Source organism: Streptomyces sp. NPDC008092, assembly GCF_042957285.1.
GTDB lineage: Bacteria > Actinomycetota > Actinomycetes > Streptomycetales > Streptomycetaceae > Streptomyces.
Window position 1 is genome coordinate 12632 of the sequence record NZ_JBIBHY010000023.1, and the last position, 25759, is coordinate 38390.

A 25759-nucleotide genomic window follows, 5' to 3' on the forward strand; every position below is an offset into this window, starting at 1 on the left:
GTCCGTGGGCGGTGGACGGGAGCTGTTGTGCGCCCCGGGCAACCGTTCTCCGGCTCTTCGGTACAGCAACGTTCCTTCTCACCCGTGTGGGTGACGCGCTGTGCGTGTCGTGCGGAGTTGTCCACAGGCGGTCGTCCACAGGGGTGGCCGGTCGGGCCGGTCGTTGGCACAGTGGGCACATGCGGGGGTGGTGGCAGGACCTCACCGACCTGGTGCTACCGGCCGAGTGCGGAGGCTGCGGGACGCCTCGCACGGTGCTCTGCGACGAGTGCCGTGCCGCCCTGAGCGGGGCCGTACCGCGCCGGGTGCGACCGGTGCCGGAGCCGTCCGGGATGCCGGCGGTGTACGCGGCGGCGCCTTACGCGGACGAGGTGCGGACGGCGCTCCTCGCCCACAAGGAGCGCGGTGCGCTGGCGCTCGCCGGTGCGCTGGGCGCGGCACTGGCAGGAGCGGTGCGAGCCGGCCTCCGGGACGGGCTTCGGGACGGCCCGGCCGGGCTCAGGGACGGCCGGACCGTGCGGATCGTCGCTTCGTGGAGCGGTACGGCGGGTGGTACCGGCGCGTCCGGGTCCAGGCCGGTGCTGCTCGTGCCCGTGCCGTCCGCGCCGTGGGCCGTGCGGGCGCGGGGACACGACCCGGTGCGGCGGATCGCCCTCGCGGCGGCCGCGGAGCTGCGGCGTGCCGGGGCCCCGGCACGGGTGGCCCCGGTGCTGCGGCAGCGGCGGGCCGTCGCCGACCAGGCGGGGCTCAACGCCCGGCAGCGGTTCGCGAATCTCGCGGGCGCGCTGGAGGTGACGGCGGGCGGTGCCCGGCTGCTGGCCGGAGGCCGGGTCGTCCTCGTCGACGACCTCGTCACCACGGGCGCCACCCTCGCGGAGGCGGCGCGTGCGGTACGGGAGGGGGCAGGGGCCGAAGGGGCAGGAGAGGCAACAACGGCTGTGTATCGGCGCGCGGCTTGGGAAGGAAGGGAGGAACGGAAGACCGGACCAGGGGAAGAGCGAGCGAAGTGGGCACGGAACGCACCGGGAATGGCCGAGGTGAACGGCCTCGCAGGCCCGGTCCGTGCCGCCGTGGTCGCGGCCGCACCGGATTCTTTCGAAATGAACCGGAACTGACCGTGAACGTACATCGTTGCAGGTAGTGACGGGGCCAATTCACCTGAATGGAGGTACGCATCAGTAGAGGGTGACGACATCCGTCCGGGCGAGATATGTTCGGTTGTGAGGGAGAAAGCCGCAGGCCGTGTCTCCCCTATCCGAATGCCGTGCCGCGGGTTTTCCGCAATCATCGCGGTGCTGGGGTGCAGATCTTGCCCATGGGGGAGGAGGAGGTGAAGTCGCCGAGTCCGAGGCTCCGGGGTTCACCGGAGCTGGGTGCAAAAGGGAGATGCTCCGCAGTGCAGCGGAGTGATCCGGGAACGGAGTTCTGCGTGGACATCGTCGTCAAGGGCCGCAAGACCGAGGTGCCCGAGCGGTTCCGCAAGCACGTGGCCGAGAAGCTGAAGCTGGAGAAGATCCAGAAGCTCGACGGCAAGGTGATCAGCCTCGACGTCGAGGTGTCCAAGGAGCCCAACCCCCGACAGGCCGACCGTTGCGACCGAGTGGAGATCACGCTCCGCTCCCGCGGTCCGGTGATCCGGGCGGAGGCAGCGGCCAGTGACCCGTACGCGGCACTCGACCTGGCGGCGGAGAAGCTGGACGCGCGGCTGCGCAAGCAGCACGACAAGCGGTTCTCGCGCCGCGGCGCACGGCGGATCTCGGCGGCCGAGGTTCCCGACCACGTCCCGGGCGCGGCGACGCTCAACGGGAACGGCAGCCCCGTCCACTCCGAGGACGCGGACGGAGTGCCCACCAAGAAGATGGGCTCCCTTGAGGTGCAGGGCGAAGGCCCCCTCGTCGTCCGCGAGAAGACCCACGTCGCCGCCCCGATGACCCTCGACCAGGCTCTCTACGAGATGGAGCTGGTCGGACACGACTTCTACCTGTTCGTCGACTCCGAGACCAAGGAGCCGAGTGTCGTCTACCGGCGGCACGCGTACGACTACGGTGTCATCCACCTCAACACGGACCCGATGGTCGCCCAGGCGCAACCGCCCGCGGCGGGAGGCACGCTGGGCGGCTGACCGGCCCGGCCGGCAGCTGAGCCTGTGCCCCTGGAAGCGCGTGTGCGCCCCCAGGGGCACCGGTGTGCGACCACTTCGCGCCCCGCTCGGTCACCCCGTTGGCGCCCGGGCATGGAATCATGGCCGCAACGGCCCAACCGGTGGGCCGCTGCCTTGGGTTGGCGGATGGCACAGCACCACAGGCCACAGCCTTCAGGGGGAGGAACGATGGCGGACAGCTTCGGACCGATGCGGGACGGTGATGCCGACGGCGGCGTCGTCGGCATGGGCCCGGACGCGGGCGGTGTTCCACGCAAGGAACCGATCAGGGTCCTTGTCGTCGATGACCATGCCCTCTTCCGCCGCGGACTGGAGATCGTGCTCGCCGCCGAGGAGGACATCCAGGTCGTCGGGGAGGCGGGCGACGGCGCGGAGGCCGTCGACAAGGCCGCCGACCTGCTGCCCGACATCGTGCTGATGGACGTCCGGATGCCCAAGCGCGGCGGCATCGAGGCCTGCACCTCCATCAAGGAGGTCGCCCCGAGCGCGAAGATCATCATGCTGACGATCAGCGACGAAGAGGCCGATCTCTACGACGCGATCAAGGCGGGCGCGACCGGATACCTCCTCAAGGAGATCTCCACCGACGAGGTGGCCACCGCCATCCGCGCGGTGGCCGACGGGCAGTCGCAGATCAGCCCGTCCATGGCGTCGAAACTCCTCACCGAGTTCAAGTCGATGATCCAGCGCACCGACGAGCGCCGGCTGGTGCCGGCGCCCCGGCTCACCGACCGTGAACTCGAAGTGCTCAAGCTGGTCGCCACGGGGATGAACAACCGCGACATCGCGAAGGAGTTGTTCATCTCCGAGAACACCGTGAAGAACCACGTGCGCAACATCCTGGAGAAGCTGCAGCTGCACTCCAGGATGGAGGCGGTGGTCTACGCGATGCGGGAGAAGATCCTGGAGATCCGCTGAGGCCACAGGCCACAGGCCGCAGCCGCAGGCCGCCGCGCCGGTCAGCGCAGCGCGGCGATCAGGGCGCGGGTCACTTCTTTCAGGAGCGGCTCGCGCAGCTCGGGGGCGTCGACGCGCTCCACGCGCACCGTCATGCAGTCCACCCAGCTCGCCGCCTCGACCAGCGCCTCCGCCACCGCCGGGACCGCCTTCGGGCCGTCCAGCGTGACCTGGCGGGCCACCAGGATGCCGCCCGCCTCGCGCGCCGGGTCCACCCGGCCCACGAGCCGGCCGCCGGCCAGCACCGGCATCGCGTAGTAGCCGTGCACCCGCTTCGGCTTCGGGACGTACGCCTCCAGGCGGTGGGTGAAGCCGAAGATCCGCTCCGTGCGCGCCCGGTCCCAGATCAGGGAGTCGAACGGGGAGAGCAGCGTCGCACGGTGCCGCCCGCGCGGAGGCGTCGCCAGCGCCGCGGGGTCCGCCCAGGCCGGCTTCCCCCAGCCCTCCACCTCCACCGGGACCAGACCCGAGTCGGCGATCACCGCGTCGACCTGCTCGCCCTTGAGCCGGTGGTAGTCGGCGATGTCCGCGCGCGTGCCGACGCCCAGCGACTGCCCGGCCAGCCGGACCAGACGGCGCAGGCACTCGGCGTCGTCCAGCTCGTCGTGGAGCAGTGCGCTCGGGACCGCGCGTTCGGCCAGGTCGTACACCCGCTTCCAGCCGCGCCGTTCGACGCACACCACCTCGCCGTACATCAGCGCGCGCTCCACGGCGACCTTGGTGCCGGACCAGTCCCACCACTCGCTGGTCCTCTTCGCGCCGCCCAGCTCCGTCGCGGTCAGCGGGCCTTCGTCGCGCAGCTGCTTGACGACCTGGTCGTAGACGCCGTCGGGGAGGTCGTGGTTCCAGTGCGGGCGGCCGCGGTAGGCGCGGCGGCGGAACGCGAAGTGCGGCCACTCCTCGATGGGGAGGATGCAGGCCGCGTGCGACCAGTACTCGAAGGCGTGCGCGTCCTGCCAGTAGGCGGCCTCCACCGTCCTGCGGCCGACGCGGCCGAGACGGGCGTACGGGATCAGCTCGTGGGAGCGGGCGAGGACCGAGATGGTGTCGAGCTGGACCGCGCCGAGGTGGCGGAGCACGCCCCGGACGCCGGAACGCCGGTCGGGGGCGCCGAGGAAACCCTGTGCCTTCAGCGCGATACGGCGGGCTTCGTCCGCCGAGAGGGCGGCGGCGGGGCGCGGGAGGGTCGTCATGGGTCGGACGATAGAGGGTGGCACTGACAGCCCGGCACGGGCTCGGGTTTCAGCCCTGCGAGGGGGCCGGCAGGTAGGGCGCCGCGGAGGGCAGGCCCAGGTCCGAGGGGAGCAGGGAAGCGACCCAGCAGTCGCGTCGTACGCCCTTGTTGTTGAGGGAGGAGCGAAGGACGCCCTCGACGGTGAAGCCCGCGCGCTCCGCGACCGCGCGGGAGGCGCGGTTGCCGACCTCGGCACGCCATTCGACGCGGTCGATCGCCATCCGTGTGAACGCCCAGCGGGCGGCCGCGAGGGTGGCCTCGACGGTATAGCCGTGGCCGCGGTGCTCCTTGGCGGTCCAGAAGCCCACCTCGGCCGTCCCCAGGGAGCGCATGGTCAGGGCGAGCATCCCGGCCAGCCCGCCCGTCGGCAGGAAGACACCGAAGGTGAACATCGATCCCTCCGACCAGCCGTCGGGGGCCATCTGTTCCGTGAAGCTCCGGGCGTGCTCGGCGAGGTACGGCGAAGGAATCGTCGTCCAGCGCTGGATGTCGGGATCCTGGACGGCCGCGTACACCGCGTCGGTGTCCTGCGGGCCGACCGCGCGCAGCAGCAGACGAGGGGTGGTGAGCGTGACGGGTTCCATCGGCTGATTCTGCTCGCCGGGGCGTCCGGTACGCCATCGGTTTCGCTCTCCGTGAGCAAGTGATCACATTTCGCGCAATTCCTCGCCTCGGCGCGGCACTATCCGTGTACCCCGGCCGTTGTCCCGTGTGAAGCGTGGAACAGGCTCGCGGGGCCCTCAGGAAAGCGGCGGACGGCCGTCGGGCCGACAGGCCTCCCGGCGCGGCCGGGTCCTCGCATACGATGGCCGTTGCTCAGTACGTCAAATGGAAACCGACCGTCCCAGGCCCGACCGGCAAGGAGACAAACCCCCGTGTCCGTCCTCTCGAAGATCATGCGTGCAGGCGAAGGCAAGATCCTGCGCAAGCTGCACCGCATCGCGGACCAGGTCAACTCCATCGAAGAGGACTTCGTCGACCTCTCCGACGCCGAGCTGCGGGCCCTCACCGATGAGTACAAGCAGCGCTACGCCGACGGCGAGAGCCTCGACGACCTGCTCCCCGAGGCGTTCGCCACCGTCCGCGAGGCCGCCAAGCGCGCCCTCGGCCAGCGTCACTACGACGTGCAGATCATGGGCGGCGCGGCCCTCCACCTCGGCTACGTGGCCGAGATGAAGACCGGTGAGGGCAAGACCCTCGTCGGCACCCTGCCCGCGTACCTCAACGCGCTGGCGGGCAAGGGCGTCCACCTCATCACGGTCAACGACTACCTGGCCGAGCGCGACTCCGAGATGATGGGCCGCGTCCACAAGTTCCTGGGCCTGAGCGTCGGCTGCATCCTCGCCAACATGACGCCGGCCCAGCGCCGCGAGCAGTACGCGTGCGACATCACGTACGGCACGAACAACGAGTTCGGCTTCGACTACCTGCGCGACAACATGGCGTGGGCCCAGGACGAGCTCGTCCAGCGCGGCCACAACTTCGCCATCGTCGACGAGGTCGACTCGATCCTGGTCGACGAGGCCCGTACGCCGCTGATCATCTCCGGCCCGGCCGACCAGGCCACCAAGTGGTACGGCGACTTCGCCAAGCTGGTCCTGCGCCTGAAGAAGGGCGAGGCGGGCAACCCGCTCAAGGGCCAGGAGGAGACCGGCGACTACGACGTCGACGAGAAGAAGCGCACCGTCGCCATCCACGAGTCCGGGGTCAGCAAGGTCGAGGACTGGCTGGGCATCGACAACCTCTACGAGTCGGTGAACACGCCTCTGGTGGGCTACCTGAACAACGCCATCAAGGCGAAGGAGCTCTTCAAGAAGGACAAGGACTACGTCGTCCTCGACGGCGAGGTCATGATCGTCGACGAGCACACCGGCCGTATCCTCGCCGGCCGCCGCTACAACGAGGGCATGCACCAGGCGATCGAGGCGAAGGAAGGGGTGGACATCAAGGACGAGAACCAGACCCTCGCCACGATCACCCTGCAGAACTTCTTCCGCCTCTACAAGCGCCACGACCACAACGACAAGGAACAGCCCGGCCTGTCCGGCATGACCGGTACGGCCATGACCGAGGCCGCCGAGTTCCACCAGATCTACAAGCTCGGCGTGGTGCCGATCCCGACGAACCGGCCGATGGTCCGCAAGGACCAGTCGGACCTGATCTACCGCACCGAGGTCGCCAAGTTCGAGGCGGTCGTCGACGACATCGCGGAGAAGCACGAGAAGGGCCAGCCGATCCTGGTCGGTACGACCTCCGTGGAGAAGTCGGAGTACCTCTCGCAGCAGCTCTCCAAGCGCGGCATCCAGCACGAGGTGCTGAACGCGAAGCACCACGAGCGCGAGGCGTCGATCGTCGCGCAGGCCGGCCGCAAGGGCGCCGTCACGGTGGCCACCAACATGGCCGGCCGTGGCACGGACATCAAGCTCGGCGGCAACCCCGAGGACCTCGCCGAGGCGGAGCTGCGCCAGCGCGGCCTCGACCCCGAGGAGCACATCGAGGAGTGGGCGCAGGCGCTGCCCGCCGCCCTGGAGAAGGCCGAGCAGGCCGTCAAGGCGGAGTTCGAGGAGGTCAAGGACCTCGGCGGGCTCTACGTCCTCGGTACCGAGCGGCACGAGTCGCGCCGGATCGACAACCAGCTGCGCGGTCGTTCCGGCCGTCAGGGCGACCCCGGCGAGTCCCGCTTCTACCTCTCCCTCGGCGACGACCTGATGCGCCTGTTCAAGGCCCAGATGGTCGAGCGCGTGATGTCGATGGCGAACGTGCCGGACGACGTGCCGATCGAGAACAAGATGGTCACCCGCGCGATCGCGTCCGCGCAGTCGCAGGTCGAGCAGCAGAACTTCGAGACGCGCAAGAACGTCCTGAAGTACGACGAGGTGCTCAACCGCCAGCGCGAGGTCATCTACGGCGAGCGCCGCCGCGTCCTGGAGGGCGAGGACCTGCAGGAGCAGATCCAGCACTTCACGAACGACACGATCGACGCGTACGTCGGCGCGGAGACCGCCGAGGGCTTCCCGGAGGACTGGGACCTCGACCGCCTCTGGGGTGCCTTCAAGCAGCTCTACCCGGTCAAGGTCACCGTCGACGAGCTGGAGGAGGCGGCCGGCGACCGTGCGGGCCTGACCGCCGAGTACATCTCCGAGTCCATCAAGGACGACATCCACGAGCAGTACGAGTCGCGCGAGGCGCAGCTCGGCTCCGAGATCATGCGTGAGCTGGAGCGCCGGGTCGTGCTGTCGGTCCTGGACCGCAAGTGGCGCGAGCACCTCTACGAGATGGACTACCTCCAGGAGGGCATCGGCCTGCGCGCGATGGCCCAGAAGGACCCGCTGGTTGAGTACCAGCGCGAGGGCTTCGACATGTTCACCGCCATGATGGACGGCATCAAGGAGGAGTCCGTCGGCTACCTGTTCAACCTGGAGGTCCAGGTCGAGCAGCAGGTCGAGGAGGTCCCGGTCGAGGACACCGAGGCGGCGGAGGGCGTCCAGGACGCCGTGCCGGCCCAGGCGGGTTCCCGTCCCGAGATCCGCGCCAAGGGTCTGGAGGCGCCGCAGCGCCGGGGCATGCACTTCTCGGCGGCCACGGTGGACGGCGAGGGCGGCATCGTCGAGGGCGACTTCGACTACGACGACGATGAGCCGGCCCGTTCGGAGGCCGACGGCCTGACCCGCGCCGAGCGCCGCAAGCAGGCGAAGAGCCGCCGCGGCCGCAGGAAGTAACCCGGGCGTCAGCGAGCGCTTCGCAAGGGCCGGTCACCTGGAGAGGTGGCCGGCCCTTCGGTTTGGGCCGGTCACGGCGGGAGGCCGGGCCGGGCTCGGCCCGTCAGGGGCCGTGCGGCGGGCGTGGGCCGCCCATCTCCACCGCTGTGCACCGCCAGCGCAGGTCCGCGCCCTGTTCCAGGCGGAAGGCCAGCGCGCGCAGCCGGTCGCCCGCGGCGATGCGGGCGAAGACCTCCAGGGCGCCGGCGCGGGGGACGTAGTAGCCGATGTCGCGGACGACGGGGTCGGCGCCGCGGGTGCGCAGGGGGCCGCGCTCGGCGAGACGGGCCAGGTCGTCGTAGGCGTGTCCCGCGGTGTGCCGGAGCATCCAGTGGACCGGGCGGCGGCCGCTCAGGACGGCCAGCAGGCGCTCCGCGAAGAGATCGGTGGGACGGGGGCCGGGCGGGGCCGCCGGCGGTGTGAGAGGCCGGCGGGAGGAGGGCGCGCCGGGGCGGCGGGAGTCGCGGCGGCCGGGCGGCCGGGTGCCCGGGCGGAGCTGGGCGGTCCTGGTCATGACCTTGTTCATGGGGATTCCCGTTCGGCGGGCCCGGCGGGTACCGGGCGGTAACTTTCGGTTACGGATCTTGTACGGGGGCGGGGCGGCGGCAGCAAGGCGACGGCGGTCCGTGCCGGAGGTCCCGGAAGTTCACCTATCCGAGTGGCCGGGGGTGCCGGAAACCCGCTGGGCGGGCGGCCGCACCGGGTGAATCGAGGGGCGTCGGGTGGACGCCTCCGGCGTCACCTCCCGGGACCCGAAAGGGGACGCCCGCACGTATCCTGAAGGCCCTCCGGCGGGCGCCAGGCCTTCCGTGAGGCGCAATGCCGAAGAAGAGTCGAAGAGCCCGGAAGAGAGCGGCCCAGCCATGCGCGTCTACGTCCCCCTGACCTTGCCCGGGCTCGCCGAGGCGCACAGGACGGGCGAGCTGGGAACCGGTCCGTTCGTCGCCTACGCCGTCACGCCCGCGCTGCGCGAGTGGTACCTCTCCGACGACATGGAGGAACTGGAGTACGCCGCGCTCAACCGGGCCGCGCTGGCCTCCCTGCGGCTGCTGGCCGCCGACCCGGACGCGATGCGGCGCCGGGTCGTGGTCGCCGTGGACGTCCCCGACGGCACGGCGGCGGCCGACCCGGACCGCGGGCTCGACCCGGCGGCGCTGGGCGAGGTCCGGGTGACCGGGACGGTGGCGCTGGCCAGGGCGGCCGCGGTGCACGTCGACTCCGACGACGCGGAGGAGGACGTGACGGCGGCGGCCGGGGCGCTCAAGGCGGCGGACGGCGGGGACGACGACGCGCAGTTCGTCGTGGACGGCGCCGAGGACCACGAACTGCTCTGGTACGCCACCCAGGAGATCCCGAACCTGGTGGGGTTCGGCGGCTGAGACGAGGCCGCCGGGGCTCATTAGGACGGCTGTGACCTGCGGTGATGTGCCCGCGGTCTTGATTGTCAGTGGCGGCGGGTAGCGTTTTTGGCATGGGGAAGCACGAAAGCGCACACATTGTCTGGGACTGGAACGGGACGCTGTTCCACGACAACGACGCGATCATCGGGGCGACGAACGCGGCCTCGGCCGAGCTGGGCCTGGCGCCGATCACGCTGGAGCAGTACCGGGAGCTGTACTGCGTGCCGGTGCCGAAGTTCTACGAGCGGCTGATGGGGCGGCTGCCGACGGCGGCCGAGTGGGAGGCCATGGACGTGATCTTCCACCGGTACTACGCCGAGCACCGCGCCAGGTGCGGGCTGACCGACGGGGCGGCCGAGCTGCTGGCCGGGTGGCGTTCGGCGGGGCGCAGCCAGTCGCTGCTGAGCATGTACGTGCATGACGAACTGGTCCCGCTGGTACGGGGGTTCGGGATCGAGCCGCACTTCATACGGGTGGACGGGCGGGTGGGGCCGTCGGGGGGCAGCAAGGCCGAGCACATGGTGCGGCATCTGCGGCAGCTGGCGGACGCGGACGTGGCTCCGGGACGGACCGTGGTGATCGGGGACGCCGCGGACGACGCGGTCGCGGCGCGGGCGGCGGGGGCGCGGGCGGTGCTGTACACCGGGGGGTCGCATGGGCGGGCGAGCCTGGAGGAGGCCGGGGCGCCGGTCGTGGACTCGCTGGCGGAGGCGGTGGAGGAAGCGGAGCGCTTGGTGGCGTGAGCCGGTGCCGGTGCCGGTGGGCTGGGGCCGGGGGTGGGGACGCTCACCGGCGCTGGCCGGGTGCCGCTGCGCCCACCCGTGCCGCCCCAGCGGCACGACTGCCCGCAGCTAAGGAGCCCCGTCAGGGGCGCGGGGAACTGCGCGGCCGGCCCCCACGCGCCCGCACTGTCGCCATCCGTTTTCAGCCACCCCCGCTCCTATGTCGGCCAAGCCAGCGCAGCGTCCCTGTGCAGAACGTCAAAGTTCCACCCCTTGTTTTGTACACATACGGCTCATGACGGCCCCCCGGTCGGGAGCGATAGCCTTGGTGGCGTGATCAGCGCGATAGTTCGCGGGGGCATCGGTGCCCCTGCCCTGCGCCCGGTGAGCACGGAACACCTCCGTGACCGGGTGGCGGTCGCTGGTCTTCCCAAGCGGAGGGCGCCGGAGGCGGCCCAGGCAGGAGCGCTGCCGAGAGCAGCATCACACCTGCCGAGCAGCTCAAATATGGCTCAATACCCCCCGCTCGTCTCACCTTGCGGCATAGCGTCGGAGCAGACCGGAGAACCCGGCCGTGGCGTCGAGCCGCAGGGGGAAGAGCCCGTACTTCCTTCTACGTCACGCAATGGCGCGCGACAGGAGCCAGAGGACAATGCAGACCAAGCTGGACGAAGCCAAGGCCGAGCTGCTCGATCGGGCCGCCCGGGTAGCTGAGAACAGCCCGGCCGGGGGGCACCTACCGACTGGGACGACGGGAGAGGCGGACCAGGAGTCCGTCTTCGCGTTCCTCCAGCGCTACTACCTGCACACCGCACCGGAGGACCTGGCCGACCGCGACCCGGTCGACGTCTTCGGCGCCGCCGTCTCGCACTACCGTCTCGCCGAGACCCGCCCGCAGGGCACCGCGAACGTCCGGGTCCACACCCCGACCGTCGAGGAGAACGGCTGGACCTGCACCCACACGGTGGTGGAGGTCGTCACCGACGACATGCCCTTCCTCGTGGACTCGGTCACCAACGAGCTGACCCGGCAGGGACGCGGGATCCACGTCGTCATCCACCCCCAGATCGCCGTCCGCCGCGACCTCACGGGCAACCTGATCGAGGTGCTGCCCAGCCCGGCCGTCGGCGAGGAACTGCCGCACGACGCGTACATCGAGTCCTGGATCCACGTCGAGATCGACCGTGAGACCGACCGCTCGGACCTCAAGCAGATCACCGCCGACCTGCTGCGCGTGCTCTCCGACGTCCGGGAGGCCGTCGAGGACTGGGAGAAGATGCGGGAGGCGGCCGTCCGCGTCGCCGAGAACCTCGGCGAGGAGCCGGTCCCCGCCGACCTGCCGCGCCCCGAGGTCGAGGAGGCCCGCGAGCTGCTGCGCTGGCTGGCCGACGACCACTTCACCTTCCTCGGCTTCCGCGAGTACCAGCTGCGCGACGACGACTCGCTGGCCGCCGTGCCCGGCACCGGTCTCGGCATCCTGCGCTCCGACCCGCAGCACTCCGGCGAGGAGGGCCACCCGGTCAGCCCCTCCTTCGAGCGACTCCCGGCCGACGCGCGCGCCAAGGCCCGTGAGCACAAGCTCCTCGTCCTGACCAAGGCGAACAGCCGGGCGACCGTGCACCGGCCGTCGTACCTGGACTACGTCGGCGTCAAGAAGTTCGACGCGGACGGCAACGTGGTGGGCGAGCGGCGCTTCCTGGGCCTGTTCTCGTCCGCGGCCTACACCGAGTCGGTGCGCCGGGTGCCGGTCATCCGCCGCAAGGTCGACGCCGTGCTGGAGCGGGCGGGCTTCTCGCCCAACAGCCACGACGGCCGCGACCTGATGCAGATCATGGAGACCTACCCGCGCGACGACATGTTCCAGACCCCGGTCCCGGAGCTGGAGTCGATCGTCACGTCCGTCCTCTACCTCCAGGAACGCCGCCGGCTGCGGCTGTACCTGCGCCAGGACGAATACGGCCGCTACTACTCGGCCCTCGTCTACCTCCCGCGCGACCGCTACACCACCGGCGTCCGGCTGCGGATCATCGACATCCTCAAGGAGGAGCTCGGCGGCATCAGCGTCGACTTCACCGCCTGGAACACCGAGTCGATCCTCTCCCGGCTGCACTTCGTCGTGCGCGTCCCGCAGGGCACCGAGCTGCCCGAGCTGTCCGACGCCGACAAGGACCGCATCGAGGCCCGCCTGGTCGAGGCGGCCCGCTCCTGGGCCGACGCCTTCGCCGAGGCGCTCAACGCCGAGTGCGGCGAGGAGCGCGCGGCCGAGCTGCAGCGCCGCTACACCAACTCCTTCCCCGAGGGCTACAAGGCCGACCACACCCCGCGCGCGGCGGTCGCCGACCTGGTCCACCTGGAGCGGCTCACCGAGGAACCGGGCAACGACTTCGCGCTCAGCCTCTACGAGCCGGTGGGTGCCGCCCCCGGCGAACGCCGCTTCAAGATCTACCGCAAGGGCGCGGCGATCTCCCTGTCGGCCGTGCTGCCGGTCCTCAACCGGCTCGGCGTCGAGGTGATCGACGAGCGGCCGTACGAACTGCGCTGCTCGGACCGGACGACCGCGTGGATCTACGACTTCGGGCTGCGCATGCCGAAGGTGTCCGGCGGCGGCAACGGCGACTACCTGGGCGACGACGGCCGCGAGCGTTTCCAGGACGCGTTCGCGGCGACCTGGACCGGCCTCGCGGAGAACGACGGCTTCAACGCGCTGGTGCTGAGCGCCGGGCTGAGCTGGCGGCAGGCGATGGTGCTGCGGGCGTACGCGAAGTACCTGCGGCAGGCCGGTTCCACGTTCAGCCAGGACTACATGGAGACCACTCTCCGCAACAACGTCCACACCACCCGGCTGCTCGTCTCCCTGTTCGAGGCGCGGATGTCGCCGGACCGGCAGAAGGCCGGCCTGGAGATCACGGACGCCCTCCTCGAAGAGCTGGACGCGGCCCTCGACCAGGTGGCGAGCCTCGACGAGGACCGCATCCTGCGTTCCTTCCTGACCGTCATCAAGGCGACGCTGCGCACCAACTTCTTCCAGGAGACGGCCGAGGGCAAGCCGCACACCTACGTCTCCATGAAGTTCGACCCGCAGGCCATCCCGGATCTCCCGGCGCCCCGCCCGGCGTTCGAGATCTGGGTGTACTCGCCGCGGGTCGAGGGCGTGCACCTGCGCTTCGGCAAGGTCGCGCGCGGCGGTCTGCGCTGGTCCGACCGGCGTGAGGACTTCCGTACCGAGATCCTCGGCCTGGTCAAGGCGCAGATGGTGAAGAACACCGTCATCGTGCCGGTCGGCGCCAAGGGCGGCTTCGTCGCCAAGCAGCTGCCCGACCCGGCGAAGGACCGGGACGCGTGGCTCGCCGAAGGCATCGCCAGCTACAAGACGTTCATCTCGGCGCTGCTCGACATCACCGACAACATGGTGGCCGGCGAGGTCGTGCCCCCCCAGGACGTGGTCCGGCACGACGAGGACGACACCTACCTGGTGGTCGCGGCCGACAAAGGCACCGCGACGTTCTCCGACATCGCCAACGAGGTCGCCGGCAGCTACAACTTCTGGCTCGGCGACGCCTTCGCCTCCGGCGGCAGCGCCGGCTACGACCACAAGGGCATGGGCATCACCGCGCGCGGCGCCTGGGAGTCCGTGAAGCGGCACTTCCGGGAGCTGGGCACCGACACCCAGACCGAGGACTTCACGGTCGTCGGCATCGGTGACATGTCCGGTGACGTGTTCGGCAACGGCATGCTGCTCAGCGAGCACATCCGCCTGGTCGCCGCCTTCGACCACCGGCACATCTTCATCGACCCGAACCCGGACGCGGCCACCTCCTTCGCCGAGCGCCGCCGCCTGTTCGACCTGCCCCGCTCCAGCTGGGGCGACTACGACACCGACCTGCTCTCGCAGGGCGGCGGGATCTTCCCGCGCAGCGCCAAGGCCATCCCGGTCAACGGCCACATCCGCGAGGCCCTCGGCATCGAGGAGAAGGTCGCCAAGCTGACCCCGGCCGACCTGATGAAGGCGATCCTCGGGGCGCCGGTCGACCTGCTGTGGAACGGCGGCATCGGCACCTACGTCAAGGCGTCGACCGAGTCCAACGCGGACGTCGGCGACAAGGCCAACGACGCCATCCGCGTCGACGGCGCCGACCTGCGCGTCAAGGTCGTCGGCGAGGGCGGCAACCTGGGCCTGACCCAGCTCGGCCGGATCGAGTTCGCCCGCCAGGGCGGCAAGATCAACACCGATGCCATCGACAACAGCGCCGGCGTGGACACCTCCGACCACGAGGTGAACATCAAGATCCTGCTCAACGGCGTGGTCGCGGACGGCGACATGACGGTCAAGCAGCGCAACAAGCTGCTCGCCGAGATGACCGACGAGGTCGGCGCCCTGGTGCTGCGCAACAACTACGCGCAGAACGTGGCGATCGCCAACGCGCTCGCCCAGTCCGGGGACATGCTCCACGCCCAGCAGCGCTTCCTGCGCCACCTGGTCAGGGAGGGGCACCTCGACCGGGCCCTTGAGTTCCTGCCCACCGACCGTCAGATTCGTGAGCGCATCGGCACCGGCCAGGGCCTGACCGGCCCGGAGACGGCCGTCCTGCTGGCGTACACGAAGATCACGGTCGCCGACGAGCTGCTGGCCACCACGCTGCCGGACGACCCGTACCTGAGCAGCCTGCTGCACGCGTACTTCCCGACGGCCCTGCGCGAGCGGTTCGCCGCCGCGCTCGCCACCCACCCGCTGCGCCGCGAGATCACCACCACGGTCCTGGTCAACGACACCGTCAACACCGGTGGTACGACCTACCTGCACCGGCTGCGCGAGGAGACCGGCGCCTCCCTGGAGGAGATCGTCCGGGCGCAGACCGCGGCCCGCGCGATCTTCCGCTCGGCCCCGGTCTGGGACGCGGTCGAGGAACTGGACAACAAGGTCGACGCGGCCGTCCAGACCCGGATCCGGCTGCACTCCCGCCGCCTGGTGGAGCGCGGCACCCGCTGGCTCCTCAACAACCGGCCGCAGCCGCTCCAGCTCCTGGAGACCGTCGACTTCTTCTCCGAGCGGGTCGAACAGGTCTGGCAGCAGCTGCCGAAGCTGCTGCGCGGCGCGGACCTGGAGTGGTACCAGCACGTGTACGACGAGCTGTCCGGCGCCGGTGTGCCGGCCGAGGTCGCCACCCGGGTGGCAGGCTTCTCCTCCGCCTTCCCGGCGCTGGACATCGTCTCGGTGGCCGACCGCACGGGCAAGGAGCCGCTGGACGTCGCCGAGGTCTACTACGACCTCGCCGACCGGCTCGGCGTCACCCAGCTGATGGACCGCATCATCGAGCTGCCGCGTGCCGACCGCTGGCAGTCGATGGCCCGCGCCTCCATCCGCGAGGACCTGTACGCGGCCCACGCGATGCTCACCGCCGACGTGCTCGCCGCGGGCAACGGCACGTCGACGCCCGAGCAGCGCTACGCGGCCTGGGAGCAGAAGAACACCGCGATCCTGGGCCGGGCCCGGACCACCCTGGAGGAGATCCGCAGCTCGGACTCCTTCGACCTGGCCAACCTGTCGGTGGCCATGCGCACGATGCGGACGCTGCTGCGCACGCACTCGTAGCCGTATGAAGCAGTAGTACGACATGAAAGGCGCCCCGAGCCGGTGACGGCTCGGGGCGTTTTCTTTCTTACCCGTGCTTATTCTTGCCGATGTTTAGGGGGAAATGGGCGGCGAATTTACCGTTTCCTGCTAATCGGGATGTCTCGGATATGGTCTGCCGTGTGACAGTGCAACTCACGGTGGGGCGGCCGGTCCCGCAGGTCGTCCTTGAGGTCGTGAAATTCGGGGTCGTCGGCGGCAGTGGCGTCCTCGTCAATTTCCTGGCCTTCAACCTGCTGCTGCACGGCCTGCGCTGGCCGGCCATGACCGCGACGGTGGCGGCCAGCTGCCTGGCGATGGCGACCAATTACGTGGGCTTCCGGTTTTTCGCCTACCGGGACCGGGCCTCGCGCACACGACAGCAGATCGCGCTTTTCTTCGTGTTCAGCGGCCTGGGTGTCGTACTGGAAAGCGGACTGTTCTACGCCGGCTATCACGGACTCGGTCTCGCCGGACCGCTGGAATCCAACATCGTGAAGGCGCTGTCGATCGTGCTCGCCTCCGCCTTCCGCTTCCTCGTCTACCGGACGTGGGTGTTCCAGACGGACGCGAGCCGCGCCGTGTAGCAACGGCGCGGCTCGCGGTCGTGACTGTGGCCTGGGACGGGGATGGGGACGGGACCTGCCTCAGGAAGGCTGGGCGACCTTCGGCTTCGGCTTGGGCTTCGCCTTCTTGTCGGACTTGTCGCCGGTGAAGGCCTCGTACTCGGCGAGGACCTCCTCGGTCGGCCCGTCCATGCGCAGCACCCCGCGCTCCAGCCACAGCACCCGCTCGCAGGTGTCGCGGATGGACTTGTTGTTGTGGCTGACCAGGAAGACCGTGCCCGCGTGCTGGCGCAGTTCGCGGATGCGCTCCTCGGACCGCATCCGGAAGGACGCGTCACCGGTGGCCAGGGCCTCGTCGATGAGCAGGACGTCGTGGTCCTTGGCGGCGGCGATGGAGAAGCGCAGCCGGGCGCCCATGCCGGAGGAGTAGGTGCGCATCGGCAGGGTGATGAAGTCGCCCTTCTCGTTGATGCCGGAGAAGTCGACGATGCCCTGGTAGCGCTCCTTGATCTCCTCACGGGACATGCCCATGGCGAGGCCGCCGAGGTAGACGTTCTTCTCGCCGGTCAGGTCGCCCATCAAGGCCGCGTTGACGCCGAGGAGGGAGGGCTGGCCGTCGGTGTAGATGGCGCCGTTCTCCACCGGGAGCAGGCCGGCCACCGCCTTGAGCAGGGTCGACTTGCCGGAGCCGTTGCTGCCGATCAGGCCGATCGCCTCGCCCTTGTAGGCGACGAAGGAGACGTTCTTGACCGCGTGCACCTTGCGGACGCCCGCCGCGTTCTCGGCCCGCTTCTTGCCGCGCAGCATGCGGTTGAGGGCGGCGGTGGCGGAGCCGCGTCCGGCGCCGGTGCCGTTGACCCGGTAGATGATGTCGACGCCGTCGCAGACGACGGTGGGGATGTCGCTCACGGTGCGGGGCTCCCGCTCGATGGGTGTCTCGTCCATGCTGGGGGTGTCGTTCAGGTTCTCAGCCACGGCCGTACGTCTCCTCAGCCTTCCAGAAGTAGATGAACCCGCCGACGCCGACGACCACGGCCCAGCCGGTCGCGACGAGCCACACGTGCGGCGGCAGCTGGCTGCCGTGGAAGCTGTCGATCAGGGAGTAGCGCATCAGGTCGATGTAGACGGCGGCCGGGTTGTCCTTGAGCACCGGAGCCACCCAGCCCGGCAGTCCCTTGTGCTTGCCGGTCAGCCTGTCGATGCTCCACATGACGCCGGAGATGTACATCCAGGTGCGCAGCACGAACGGCATCAGCTGGGAGATGTCCGGGGTCTTGGCGCCCCAGCGGGCCATGATCAGCGACATGCCGGTGTTGAACATGAACTGCAGGAGCAGCGCCGGGATGGCCAGCACCCAGGAGGCCGAGACCGGCACGCCGAAGCAGAGCAGGATGACGACCAGGGCGCACATGGAGAACAGCAGCTGCTGCAGCTGCTGGAGACAGAAGGAGATCGGGAGCGCGGCCCGCGGGAAGTGCAGGGCGCGGACGAGACCGAGGTTGCCGGCGATCGCGCGGGTGCCGGTCATGATCGAGCTCGACGTGAACGTCCAGATGAACACGCCCGTGACCAGGAACGGGATGTAGTCCGGCACGCCCTTCTTGGATTCCAGCAGGATGCCGAAGATGAAGTAGTACACCGTGGCGTTCAGCAGCGGGGTCATGACCTGCCAGACCTGGCCGAGCTTCGCCTGGGCGTACTGGGCGGTGAGCTTGGCGGTGGCGAACGCGACGATGAAGTGCCGTCGGGCCCACAGCTGGCGGATGTACTGGAGCAGGGAGGGGCGGGCGCCGCTGACCGAGAGACCGTGCCGGGCGGCGAGCGCCGCGAGGTCGTCCTCGGCCGTGACCGGGGCCGGGGGCGGTGTGTGGAGAACCTGGGTCACATCCGCTGCTTTCACTCGGAGGGTGGGGGTGCGGCGTCCGGCGGGGGCCGGGCCCGTACATCCGGCGTTTGCTTACGCTTCTCTTCACGTTTTCTTACGTCGGAACGGGACCGTATCGTCGCAACGGGAGCGTAGGCCGAGTTGGCGTCGGAACGCAACCGTTTCGTCGTCACGGAAGGATGTGTGCCGTAACACTTTCGAGGTCGGGGCGCGACCGATTCGTTGTGGTGTGTTGCGGCCACGTGTTCGGTACGGCGGTGAGCTGGGGCGCGTTCAGTAAGACCGCGTTGCGGCGTTCGGGTGGCGACCCGGTACCGGTGCGTCGTCGGAACGCAACCGTTTCGTCGTTACGCCCCTATGCTGGGAGACATGACGACGAACGCCGAGGAGTCCCAGACGCGTCCGCGCCGACGAGCCCCCGCCGGGGCGGCCGTCCTCCGCGAGGACGTGACCGAGGCCATCCGGGCCGCCGTCTTCGAGGAACTCGCGGCGGTCGGGTATGCCCGGATGTCCATCGAGGGCATCGCGCGCCGCGCCGGCGTCGGCAAGACCGCCGTCTACCGCCGCTGGCGCTCCAAGCTGCACCTGGTCCTCGACGTCGTCTCGGCCCTCGCCGTGATGGGCCTGCCGGTGCCCGACACCGGCTCCCTGGAGGGCGACCTGCGGCTGCTGTACGAGGTCACGTCCCGTGCGCTGCGCCACCCGGTCGCCTCGCAGATCATCCCCGACCTGCAGGCCGAGGCGGCCCGCAACCCCGACATCGCCGAGGCCATGCAGAAGACGCTGCGCGAGGGCCAGGAGGGTGTCGCCAGCAAGATCATCGAGGCGGCGCAGCGGCGCGGCGAACTCGCCGAGGGCCTCGACGACGACCTGGCCATGGACCTGATCTCCGGCCCGCTGTACTGGCGCTCGGTGGTGATCCGCACCCCGAAGCTGCCGAAGGGGTACCTGGCGGCGCTGGCCCGCGGGACCACGGAGGCGCTCAAGGCGCTGTAACCACCCGGCCGGGGATGTCACAGGCGCGGCGGCCGTCTCGTCGTAGAGGGCGCAGACATCCTCGATCAGGGAGTGGACGATGAACCTCGCGCTGTGGATCACCGCCGGGCTGCTCGCCGCGGTGGCGCTGGCCGGCGGGATCAGCAAGACGTTCGTGCCGCGGGAGAGACTGGCCGCGGCCCACGGCGGCGGCTGGACCGGGGGCGTCGGCGACGGCTTCGTGCGGACACTCGGCATCCTCGAACTCCTGGCCGCGGCCGGCCTGGTCCTGCCCGCCGTCACCGGCATCGCGCCGGCGCTGGTGCCGGTGACCGCCACCGCCTGGATCCTGCTGATGATCGGCGCGATGATCACCCATGGCCGGCGCGGCGAGCGGGCGTTCGTGGCGCTGAACCTCTGCTATCTGGCCCTGGCGCTGGTCGTCGCGGTGGGCCGGTTCGGCCCGGGCTCCTTCTGACGGGACGCGGGACACGGGGACGTGGGGACATGGAGACACGGGGGAGTGGACATGAAGGACAGGACCGAGGAGTTCCAGGAACTGCGGCCGCTGCTGTTCTCGATCGCGTACCGGCTGCTGGGCAGCGTCGGCGAGGCCGAGGACGCCGTCCAGGAGGCCTGGCTGCGCTTCGCCGGCTCGACGGCGGAGGTCAGGTCGCCGAAGGCCTTCCTGTCGGCCGCGGTGACCCGGATCTCGATCGACGTACTGCGCTCGGCCCGCGTCCGGCGCGAGGAGTACGTCGGCCCGTGGTTCCCCGAGCCGCTGCTCGCCGACCCCTACGAGGACCCGGTGCGGTCGGCGGAGCTGGCCGACTCGGTGTCGATGGCGGCCCTGCTGCTCCTGGAGCGGCTCAGCCCGCTGGAGCGCGCGGTCTTCGTCCTGCGCGAGGTGTTCGACTTCGGCTTCCCCGAGGTCGCGTCCGCGGTGGGCCGCTCGGAGGCGGCCTGCCGCCAGCTCGCGGTCCGGGCCCGGCGGCACATGGCCGAGGGCCGCCCCCGCTTCGAGGCGGACCGCAGGGAACGCGACGAACTGGCCGCACGCTTCTTCGAGGCCCTCCACGAAGGCGACCTGGCCGGCCTGCAGGACCTGCTCGCCGCCGACGTGTCGCTGGTGAGCGACGCCGGCGGCAAGGCCCCGCAGCTGGCCCGCCCGGTGCTGGGCGCGCAGAACGTGGCCCGCCTCCTTGCCGCCGTCATCCCGCTGCTGTTCCGGATCGACATCACCTGCGAGCAGCACGAGGTCAACGGCCAGCCCGGCGCGATCTTCCGCGACCGGCACGGCAAGGTCCTCCAGACCTTCGCCCTCGACGTCCTCGACGGCCGTGTCCAGGCGATCCGCCTGGTCCTCAACCCCGACAAACTCGGCCACGTGGGCCCGGTGGCGGACGCCTGGGCCATCGCCGAGGAGGCCAAGCAGGCCCGCAAGCCTGCGGAGTGACGGGGGCTCACACATTCGACGGTCGGGCCGGTGGTCTCGTCCGTCCGGCCGTCGGGTTGGTGGTCTCGTGCGTCCGGCGGCCGGGTTGATGGGTTCGCGCGTCCGGTAGTCGGGCCGTGGTCTCGCGCGTCCGGCGGCCGGACCGGCGGTCTCACACGTCCGGCGGCCAGGCCGGTGGTTCACGCACCGGGGCGGACTCACGCGCCGGGCCGACTCGTGCACCGGGCCGACTCGCGCGCCCGGTGCCCGGCCGGTGGGTCAGGCCCGGCGGGCCTCCGGATGCAGGCGTACCCAGCCGTCCCAGGCCGAGGCGATCATGTCCTGGACGTCGTGTCTGGCCTTCCAGCCGAGTTCGGTGGTGATGCGGTCGGCGGAGGCGACGACGCGGGCCGGGTCGCCGGGACGGCGCGGGGCGACGGCCGGGGGGAGGTCGTAGCCGGTGACGGTGCCGATGCGGTCGATCATCTCGCGGACCGAGACGCCCTCGCCGCGCCCGATGTTGAGGGTGAGGGTGCGGCCCGGCTCGGCCTGGAGGGCGCGGGCCGTGGCGACATGGGCCTCGGCGAGGTCCACCACGTGGATGTAGTCGCGGACGCAGGTGCCGTCCGGCGTCGCGTAGTCGTCGCCGAAGATGCGCGGCGGCGCGTTCTCCGTGAGCTTCTCGAAGACCATCGGGACGAGGTTGTAGACGCCCACGTCGGCGAGTTGGGGGCGGGCCGCGCCGGCCACGTTGAAGTAGCGGAGCGAGGCGGTGGACAGGCCGGTGGCCCGCCCGGTCGCGCGGACGAGCCACTCGCCCGCCAGCTTCGTCTCGCCGTACGGCGACATCGGCACGCACGGCGTCTCCTCCGTCACCAGGTCGACGTCCGGCATGCCGTAGACCGCCGCGGAGGAGGAGAACACGAAGGACGGGACCCGGGCCTCGGTCACGGCCTGCAGCAGGACACGCAGGCCTTCCACGTTCTCGTGGTAGTAGTGCAGCGGGCGGTCCACCGACTCCCCGACCTGCTTCTTCGCCGCCAGGTGGACGACCCCGGTCACCTCGTGCTCGGCCAGCACGCGCGCGACCTTCTCACCGTCGAGCGTGGAGCCCGTCACCAGCGGCACGTCCTCCGGCAGGCGCTCGGCGATGCCGGTGGACAGGTCGTCGTACACGACCGTCCGCTCGCCCGCCTCCGCCATCGCGTGTACGACATGCGCCCCGATGTAACCGGCGCCGCCGGTGATCAGCCAGGTCATGTGTGGCCGTCCCCTCCGTGAGTTGGCCCGTGGTGTTCGTCGGCCGCGGTCACCCCTCAGTAGCCGCGGTCACTCCTCAGTGAACCAGGTGCCGCCGACATCTGCGGACGGCCGACGTGGCTCAGCGCGGTCATGCGGACACGTGACGTGTTCTCGCGGCGGCGGGTGGCGCGCCACAGCCGGGTCAGGGAGAGCACGGCGGCCGTGGCCAGCAGTCCGTTGCGGGCGAGCATCAGCAGGCAGCCGGTCCAGGTGCAGTGGACGACCTCGGCGTAGAACGCGGGATAGGCGACGGCACTGAGCGCGGTCGCCGCCAGGACGAGCGCGGCGACCGGGCGCTGGGTGGTGTGCCGCGAGGTCAGGCAGACGGCGGCCAGGCCGAGCAGCCAGATCATGTACTGCGGACTGATCACCCGGCTGGTGACGGTGAAGAGGAGTACGGCGCTCAGCGCCGCGTCGTACGGGGTGGCCGGAGTCCAGTGCCGGGCCCGCACCCGCCACAGCACCAGCAGCGCGAAGGCGGCCGCGGTGAGCACGAGGGAGGCGGTGGCGACCGCGCGCACGTGCGGGCCGACCAGTTCGATGGCGCCGTACTGGTAGCGGCTGGTGCCCTGCCAGCCGGCGTGCCGCGCGAGACTGAGAGCGGTCCCGCCGAGCGACTCGATCTGCACGCCCCGGCCGCCCTGCTGCCGGAGGAAGGCGAGCGGGTTGCGGAACGACACCAGGAACACGGCGAGGGTCACGGTCCCCGTCAGGGCCGCGGTGAGCCACGCCCCGCGGGTCGGACGTCCGCGTTCCAGGCCCAGCAGCACCAGCGCCGGCCACACCTTGACCAGCGCGCCCAGTGCCGCGAGCGCACCGCACGCGCGCGTGGAGCGCGAGAGCGCCAGCAGGGCGAGCACGGCGAAGGCGGTGACCTCGATGTCGTAGCGGGCGAGCGGGAGGTGCAGCAGGAGCGGCAGGCCGCCGGTCCACAGGGCCGCGCCGAGCAGCGTGCCACCGGGGCGCCCGCCCGCGCGGGCGAGGGCCGCCGTGACCACCGCGTCGGTGGCCAGGGTGAGCGCCACGAACGCCTGGAAGTAGCTCAGTCCGGGCACCAGCCCCGGCGCGAGCAGCACCGCGCCGGCACCCGGCGGGTACTGCCACAACGTGTCGTGCGCCGGGAACGCCCCGTGCGACAGCACGCCGTACCAGTGGAAGTACAGCCGCCATACTTCGCGCGCGACCGATCCGTGACCCAGGGGTCGCTCGTTGTTGTGGGCGAGGAGCCACAGCATCAGCGCGCGCGTGGCGGCCCAGGCGACGGCGAGGCGGAGCAGCGGCGAGGGGCGGCGCGGGGGGAGACGCGGGGCGGGACGCGGCGGGCCGGGCGGGCGGCGCAGACGCCGGAGTCGAACAGGCAGGGCGAACGGAACGCGCGGAAGCGGAGTGTACGGGTGGCGGTTCATCGACCGCGAGCGTAAGCCGCGCGGATGGTGTATCCATGCCGATACGCCGTCAATACCCGGCAAAGGTTGGCTAATCGCAAAAGATCGGGCCGTGGTGAGTATCGGGCCTCTCGTAAAAACACATCCGCGACATCCGCGAAGGACGCGAACAGCGCAGGACAGCCGGCCGGCTCCACGGAGTCGGCCGCGCCCGTTGGGCGGCCGCCGGTGGCCGGGGGCCGCCCGGTTCCTCGCCGTGGCCGTCCCGGCCGCGGTGATGCTCGCCGTCGGGTTCTGGGGGCTGCACCGCGGCGGCATGTGGCGCGACGAGGCCGTCACCTACCAGGTCGCCCGGCGCACGGTGCCGCAGATCTGGCGGCTGCTGCACGACGTCGACGCGGTGCACGGCCTGTACTACCTGCTGATGCACCTCGTCCTCGCCGCCGATCCCGGCCACCCCGGCGAGGTCGTGCTCCGGCTGCCCTCGGTGTGCGCGGCGGCCGGCACCTCGGGCCTGGTGGCCGCCCTCGGCAGCCGCCTGGCCCGGCCGCGCGTCGGCCTGTGGGCCGGGCTGCTGTACGCGGTCACCCCGCTGGTCGGCCACTACGCGCAGGAGGGCCGCTCGTACGCCCTGGTCGCCGCGGGCGCCACCGGCGCGACGCTGCTCCTCGTCCGGGCGGTGCGGGAGGAGGGGCGGCGGACCTGGTGGTGGTACGGCGCCGTCCTCGGAGTCACCTGCTGGCTGCACGAGTTCGCCGTCCTGCTGCTGCTCGCGCACGCGGGAACCCTGGCGCTGGCCCGTTCGTCGGGAAGGGTGTGGCGGAGGTGGGGCTGCGCGGCCGGGGGCGTGGCGCTGTCGCTGCTGCCGATGGTCGTGGTCTCGCGCGGGCAGTCGGCCCAGGTGGCCTGGTTGCGGGAGCCGGACGTGGAGACCGCGCAGGAGTTGCTGCGCCAGTACCTGGGACCGACCGACGGGGTGTACTGGGTGTGCCTGGCGCTCGGGCTGCTCGGGCTGACGCGGCTGGTGGGCCGGCGCGGCGAGGTGACCCTCGCGGCCGTCGCGCTGCCGCTCGCGGTGCTGCCGCCGGTTGCGCTGATGCTGGCCTCGCAGTTCACACCGCTCTACGTCGACCGGTACGTGCTGTACGCGCTCGCCGGGGCGCCGCTGCTGGTGGCGCTCGGCGCGGACCAGGCCGCCCGGGTGCTCGGCCGGCTCTGGTCCCACGGCACGCAGACCGCGCCCCGGTCGCCCGCGCTCACCCTGGCCGGGGTCCTGGCGGTCCTCCTCGCCTTCGCCCACCAGGTCCCGCTGCTGCGGGCGGACCGGGTGCCGGGCACCCGTCCGGACGACCTCGGGGCGGTCGCGGCGGCGGTGGCCCGTGTGCTGCGGCCCGGCGATCCCGTGCTCTTCCTGCCGGCCCACGCGCGCGGGGCGGAACTCGCGTATCCCGCCGACTTCAGGTCCACGAGGGACGTTGCGCTGGCCGAGCCGGGGCCGGTGTCGGGGACGTTGTACGGGCGTGAGGTGGGGGTGGGGACGCTGCGGCGGCGGCTCGCCGGGGTGGACGAGGTGTGGGCGGTGATGGAGAAGTACGCGCTGGTGAGCGGGTATCGGCCGCGGCTCGGGACGGAGCGGGCCAAGTGGGCCGTGCTGAACCAGGAGTTCGTGCTGCGGGAGGAGATGGTGATCGACCGGGTTGCGCTTCGGTTGTATGTGCGGCCGATTCGGGTGGGTGCTGCCGAGTCCGGGCTGCGGGTGGGTGGGGGCTTGTCGCGCAGTTCCCCGCGCCCCTAAAGACGCGCAGTTCCCCGCGCCCCTAAAGGGGCGCTTCCGCGGCCGCCGCGTCCAGCGTCCCCGTCAGCTGGTCCAGCCGCGCCTTCAGGTCCCGGATCTCGTCCACGTCGAAGCCCGTCGCCGAGACGATCCGGCGGGGCACCTCCAGCGCCCGCTCCCGCAGCGCGGCCCCCTCCTCCGTCAGCCGCACCTCCACCGAGCGTTCGTCGCGCGTGCTGCGTTCGCGGTGCACCAGGCCCGCCGCCTCCAGGCGCTTGAGCAGCGGTGACAGGGTGCCGGAGTCCAGGCGCAGGTGTTCGCCGAGCTTCTTGACCGGCAGGTCGCCCTGCTCCCACAGCACCAGCATCACCAGGTACTGCGGGTAGGTGAGCCCGAGGTCCTTGAGGATCACGCGGTAGACGCCGTTGAAGGCGCGGGACGCGGCGTGCAGGGAGAAGCAGATCTGGCGGTCCAGGCGGAGCCACTCGGCCTCGGGGGCGGGGCTGGGGGTCGGGGTCGTCGCGGTCATGGCTCAATCGTAGCGCTTGCGGGTCATTTAGTTGTGGACAATTGAATTGTGTGCTCTACTTGTGGTCG

20 protein-coding genes are annotated in these 25759 nt (G+C 71.0%); 12 read left to right on the forward strand and 8 right to left on the reverse strand.

Annotated elements, in window-relative coordinates:
• The first annotated feature begins 179 nt into the window (after positions 1–179).
• The 3 genes from ACFZB3_RS45755 (at position 180) to ACFZB3_RS45765 (ending at position 3079) form a co-directional block, all read left to right on the forward strand.
• The gene (locus ACFZB3_RS45755; RefSeq protein ID WP_391388951.1) at positions 180–1115 is read left to right on the forward strand and encodes a ComF family protein; all 936 of its coding nucleotides are present in this window, start codon (positions 180–182) and stop codon (positions 1113–1115) included.
• Between the two features lie 314 nt (positions 1116–1429).
• Positions 1430–2122 carry a ribosome hibernation-promoting factor, HPF/YfiA family gene (hpf, locus tag ACFZB3_RS45760; protein WP_391388954.1) on the forward strand — a complete coding sequence of 231 codons (693 nt, stop codon included), beginning with the start codon at positions 1430–1432 and terminating at the stop codon, positions 2120–2122.
• 207 nt (positions 2123–2329) lie between these two features.
• Positions 2330–3079: a response regulator gene (locus ACFZB3_RS45765; RefSeq protein ID WP_391388958.1), complete on the forward strand. Its 750-nt coding sequence runs from the start codon at positions 2330–2332 to the stop codon at positions 3077–3079.
• A gap of 41 nt (positions 3080–3120) precedes the next feature.
• Here ACFZB3_RS45765 and ACFZB3_RS45770 read toward each other — a convergent pair whose 3' ends face one another.
• Together ACFZB3_RS45770 and ACFZB3_RS45775 are read right to left on the reverse strand one after the other, a co-directional pair.
• The gene (locus ACFZB3_RS45770) at positions 3121–4311 is read right to left on the reverse strand and encodes a DNA glycosylase AlkZ-like family protein (protein WP_391388961.1); all 1191 of its coding nucleotides are present in this window, start codon (positions 4309–4311) and stop codon (positions 3121–3123) included.
• A 49-nt stretch (positions 4312–4360) separates the two neighbouring features.
• Entirely contained in the window at positions 4361–4936 is a 576-nt protein-coding gene (locus ACFZB3_RS45775) for a GNAT family N-acetyltransferase (RefSeq protein WP_391388964.1), read from the reverse strand.
• A 291-nt stretch (positions 4937–5227) separates the two neighbouring features.
• Here ACFZB3_RS45775 and secA point away from each other — a divergent pair, with 291 nt between their 5' ends.
• The gene (gene secA, locus ACFZB3_RS45780) at positions 5228–8071 is read left to right on the forward strand and encodes a preprotein translocase subunit SecA (protein WP_391388967.1); all 2844 of its coding nucleotides are present in this window, start codon (positions 5228–5230) and stop codon (positions 8069–8071) included.
• 103 nt (positions 8072–8174) lie between these two features.
• Here the strand turns inward: secA and ACFZB3_RS45785 are convergent, their stop codons facing one another.
• Positions 8175–8636: an Rv3235 family protein gene (locus ACFZB3_RS45785; protein ID WP_391388970.1), complete on the reverse strand. Its 462-nt coding sequence runs from the start codon at positions 8634–8636 to the stop codon at positions 8175–8177.
• Between the two features lie 337 nt (positions 8637–8973).
• Between ACFZB3_RS45785 and ACFZB3_RS45790 the strand changes: the two genes are divergently transcribed.
• The 4 genes from ACFZB3_RS45790 (at position 8974) to ACFZB3_RS45805 (ending at position 16427) form a co-directional block, all read left to right on the forward strand.
• On the forward strand, positions 8974–9489 hold the full coding sequence (locus tag ACFZB3_RS45790) for a DUF6912 family protein (RefSeq protein ID WP_391388972.1): 516 nt from the start codon (positions 8974–8976) through the stop codon (positions 9487–9489).
• Between the two features lie 92 nt (positions 9490–9581).
• Positions 9582–10253: an HAD family hydrolase gene (locus tag ACFZB3_RS45795; RefSeq protein WP_391388974.1), complete on the forward strand. Its 672-nt coding sequence runs from the start codon at positions 9582–9584 to the stop codon at positions 10251–10253.
• 631 nt (positions 10254–10884) lie between these two features.
• Positions 10885–15822, forward strand: a complete 4938-nt coding sequence (locus tag ACFZB3_RS45800) for an NAD-glutamate dehydrogenase domain-containing protein (protein WP_391388976.1) — start codon at positions 10885–10887, stop codon at positions 15820–15822.
• A 161-nt stretch (positions 15823–15983) separates the two neighbouring features.
• Complete coding sequence (locus ACFZB3_RS45805) at positions 15984–16427, forward strand: GtrA family protein (RefSeq protein ID WP_391388978.1); 444 nt, start codon at positions 15984–15986, stop codon at positions 16425–16427.
• Between the two features lie 60 nt (positions 16428–16487).
• Here ACFZB3_RS45805 and ACFZB3_RS45810 read toward each other — a convergent pair whose 3' ends face one another.
• Together ACFZB3_RS45810 and ACFZB3_RS45815 are read right to left on the reverse strand one after the other, a co-directional pair.
• The gene (locus ACFZB3_RS45810) at positions 16488–17351 is read right to left on the reverse strand and encodes an ATP-binding cassette domain-containing protein (RefSeq protein ID WP_391389141.1); all 864 of its coding nucleotides are present in this window, start codon (positions 17349–17351) and stop codon (positions 16488–16490) included.
• A 22-nt stretch (positions 17352–17373) separates the two neighbouring features.
• Positions 17374–18291, reverse strand: coding sequence for an ABC transporter permease (locus tag ACFZB3_RS45815; protein ID WP_391388980.1), 918 nt, complete (start codon positions 18289–18291; stop codon positions 17374–17376).
• Positions 18292–18648: 357 nt separating this feature from the next.
• Between ACFZB3_RS45815 and ACFZB3_RS45820 the strand changes: the two genes are divergently transcribed.
• The 3 genes from ACFZB3_RS45820 to ACFZB3_RS45830 all read left to right on the forward strand — a co-directional run bounded on the left by ACFZB3_RS45820 (position 18649) and on the right by ACFZB3_RS45830 (position 20722).
• A complete protein-coding gene (locus ACFZB3_RS45820) occupies positions 18649–19287 on the forward strand; it encodes a TetR/AcrR family transcriptional regulator (protein WP_362586094.1) in 639 nt (212 codons plus the stop codon).
• Positions 19288–19366: 79 nt separating this feature from the next.
• Positions 19367–19744, forward strand: coding sequence for a DoxX family protein (locus ACFZB3_RS45825; protein ID WP_391388985.1), 378 nt, complete (start codon positions 19367–19369; stop codon positions 19742–19744).
• Positions 19745–19795: 51 nt separating this feature from the next.
• The gene (locus tag ACFZB3_RS45830) at positions 19796–20722 is read left to right on the forward strand and encodes an RNA polymerase sigma-70 factor (RefSeq protein WP_391388988.1); all 927 of its coding nucleotides are present in this window, start codon (positions 19796–19798) and stop codon (positions 20720–20722) included.
• 258 nt (positions 20723–20980) lie between these two features.
• Here ACFZB3_RS45830 and galE read toward each other — a convergent pair whose 3' ends face one another.
• Positions 20981–21961: a UDP-glucose 4-epimerase GalE gene (gene galE, locus ACFZB3_RS45835; RefSeq protein WP_391388990.1), complete on the reverse strand. Its 981-nt coding sequence runs from the start codon at positions 21959–21961 to the stop codon at positions 20981–20983.
• 56 nt (positions 21962–22017) lie between these two features.
• On the reverse strand, positions 22018–23238 hold the full coding sequence (locus ACFZB3_RS45840; protein ID WP_391389143.1) for a glycosyltransferase 87 family protein: 1221 nt from the start codon (positions 23236–23238) through the stop codon (positions 22018–22020).
• 364 nt (positions 23239–23602) lie between these two features.
• Between ACFZB3_RS45840 and ACFZB3_RS45845 the strand changes: the two genes are divergently transcribed.
• A complete protein-coding gene (locus ACFZB3_RS45845) occupies positions 23603–25183 on the forward strand; it encodes a glycosyltransferase family 39 protein (protein ID WP_391388993.1) in 1581 nt (526 codons plus the stop codon).
• Positions 25184–25205: 22 nt separating this feature from the next.
• Here the strand turns inward: ACFZB3_RS45845 and ACFZB3_RS45850 are convergent, their stop codons facing one another.
• Positions 25206–25691 (reverse strand): MarR family transcriptional regulator, encoded by a 486-nt coding sequence (locus tag ACFZB3_RS45850; protein WP_391388996.1) that lies wholly within the window; start codon positions 25689–25691, stop codon positions 25206–25208.
• Positions 25692–25759 lie beyond the last annotated feature (68 nt).

Coding starts and splice junctions, on each gene's coding strand:
- galE (WP_391388990.1), bottom strand. CDS start 21,961: ATGACCTGGCTGATCACCGGCGGCGCCGGTTACATCGGGGCGCATGTC.
- ACFZB3_RS45765 (WP_391388958.1), top strand. CDS start 2,330: ATGGCGGACAGCTTCGGACCGATGCGGGACGGTGATGCCGACGGCGGC.
- ACFZB3_RS45795 (WP_391388974.1), top strand. CDS start 9,582: ATGGGGAAGCACGAAAGCGCACACATTGTCTGGGACTGGAACGGGACG.
- ACFZB3_RS45785 (WP_391388970.1), bottom strand. CDS start 8,636: ATGAACAAGGTCATGACCAGGACCGCCCAGCTCCGCCCGGGCACCCGG.
- ACFZB3_RS45840 (WP_391389143.1), bottom strand. CDS start 23,238: ATGCTGTGGCTCCTCGCCCACAACAACGAGCGACCCCTGGGTCACGGA.
- ACFZB3_RS45790 (WP_391388972.1), top strand. CDS start 8,974: ATGCGCGTCTACGTCCCCCTGACCTTGCCCGGGCTCGCCGAGGCGCAC.
- ACFZB3_RS45755 (WP_391388951.1), top strand. CDS start 180: ATGCGGGGGTGGTGGCAGGACCTCACCGACCTGGTGCTACCGGCCGAG.
- ACFZB3_RS45830 (WP_391388988.1), top strand. CDS start 19,796: ATGAAGGACAGGACCGAGGAGTTCCAGGAACTGCGGCCGCTGCTGTTC.
- ACFZB3_RS45800 (WP_391388976.1), top strand. CDS start 10,885: ATGCAGACCAAGCTGGACGAAGCCAAGGCCGAGCTGCTCGATCGGGCC.
- ACFZB3_RS45820 (WP_362586094.1), top strand. CDS start 18,649: ATGCTGGGAGACATGACGACGAACGCCGAGGAGTCCCAGACGCGTCCG.
- ACFZB3_RS45775 (WP_391388964.1), bottom strand. CDS start 4,936: ATGGAACCCGTCACGCTCACCACCCCTCGTCTGCTGCTGCGCGCGGTC.
- ACFZB3_RS45810 (WP_391389141.1), bottom strand. CDS start 17,351: ATGGACGAGACACCCATCGAGCGGGAGCCCCGCACCGTGAGCGACATC.
- ACFZB3_RS45825 (WP_391388985.1), top strand. CDS start 19,367: ATGAACCTCGCGCTGTGGATCACCGCCGGGCTGCTCGCCGCGGTGGCG.
- ACFZB3_RS45850 (WP_391388996.1), bottom strand. CDS start 25,691: ATGACCGCGACGACCCCGACCCCCAGCCCCGCCCCCGAGGCCGAGTGG.
- ACFZB3_RS45770 (WP_391388961.1), bottom strand. CDS start 4,311: ATGACGACCCTCCCGCGCCCCGCCGCCGCCCTCTCGGCGGACGAAGCC.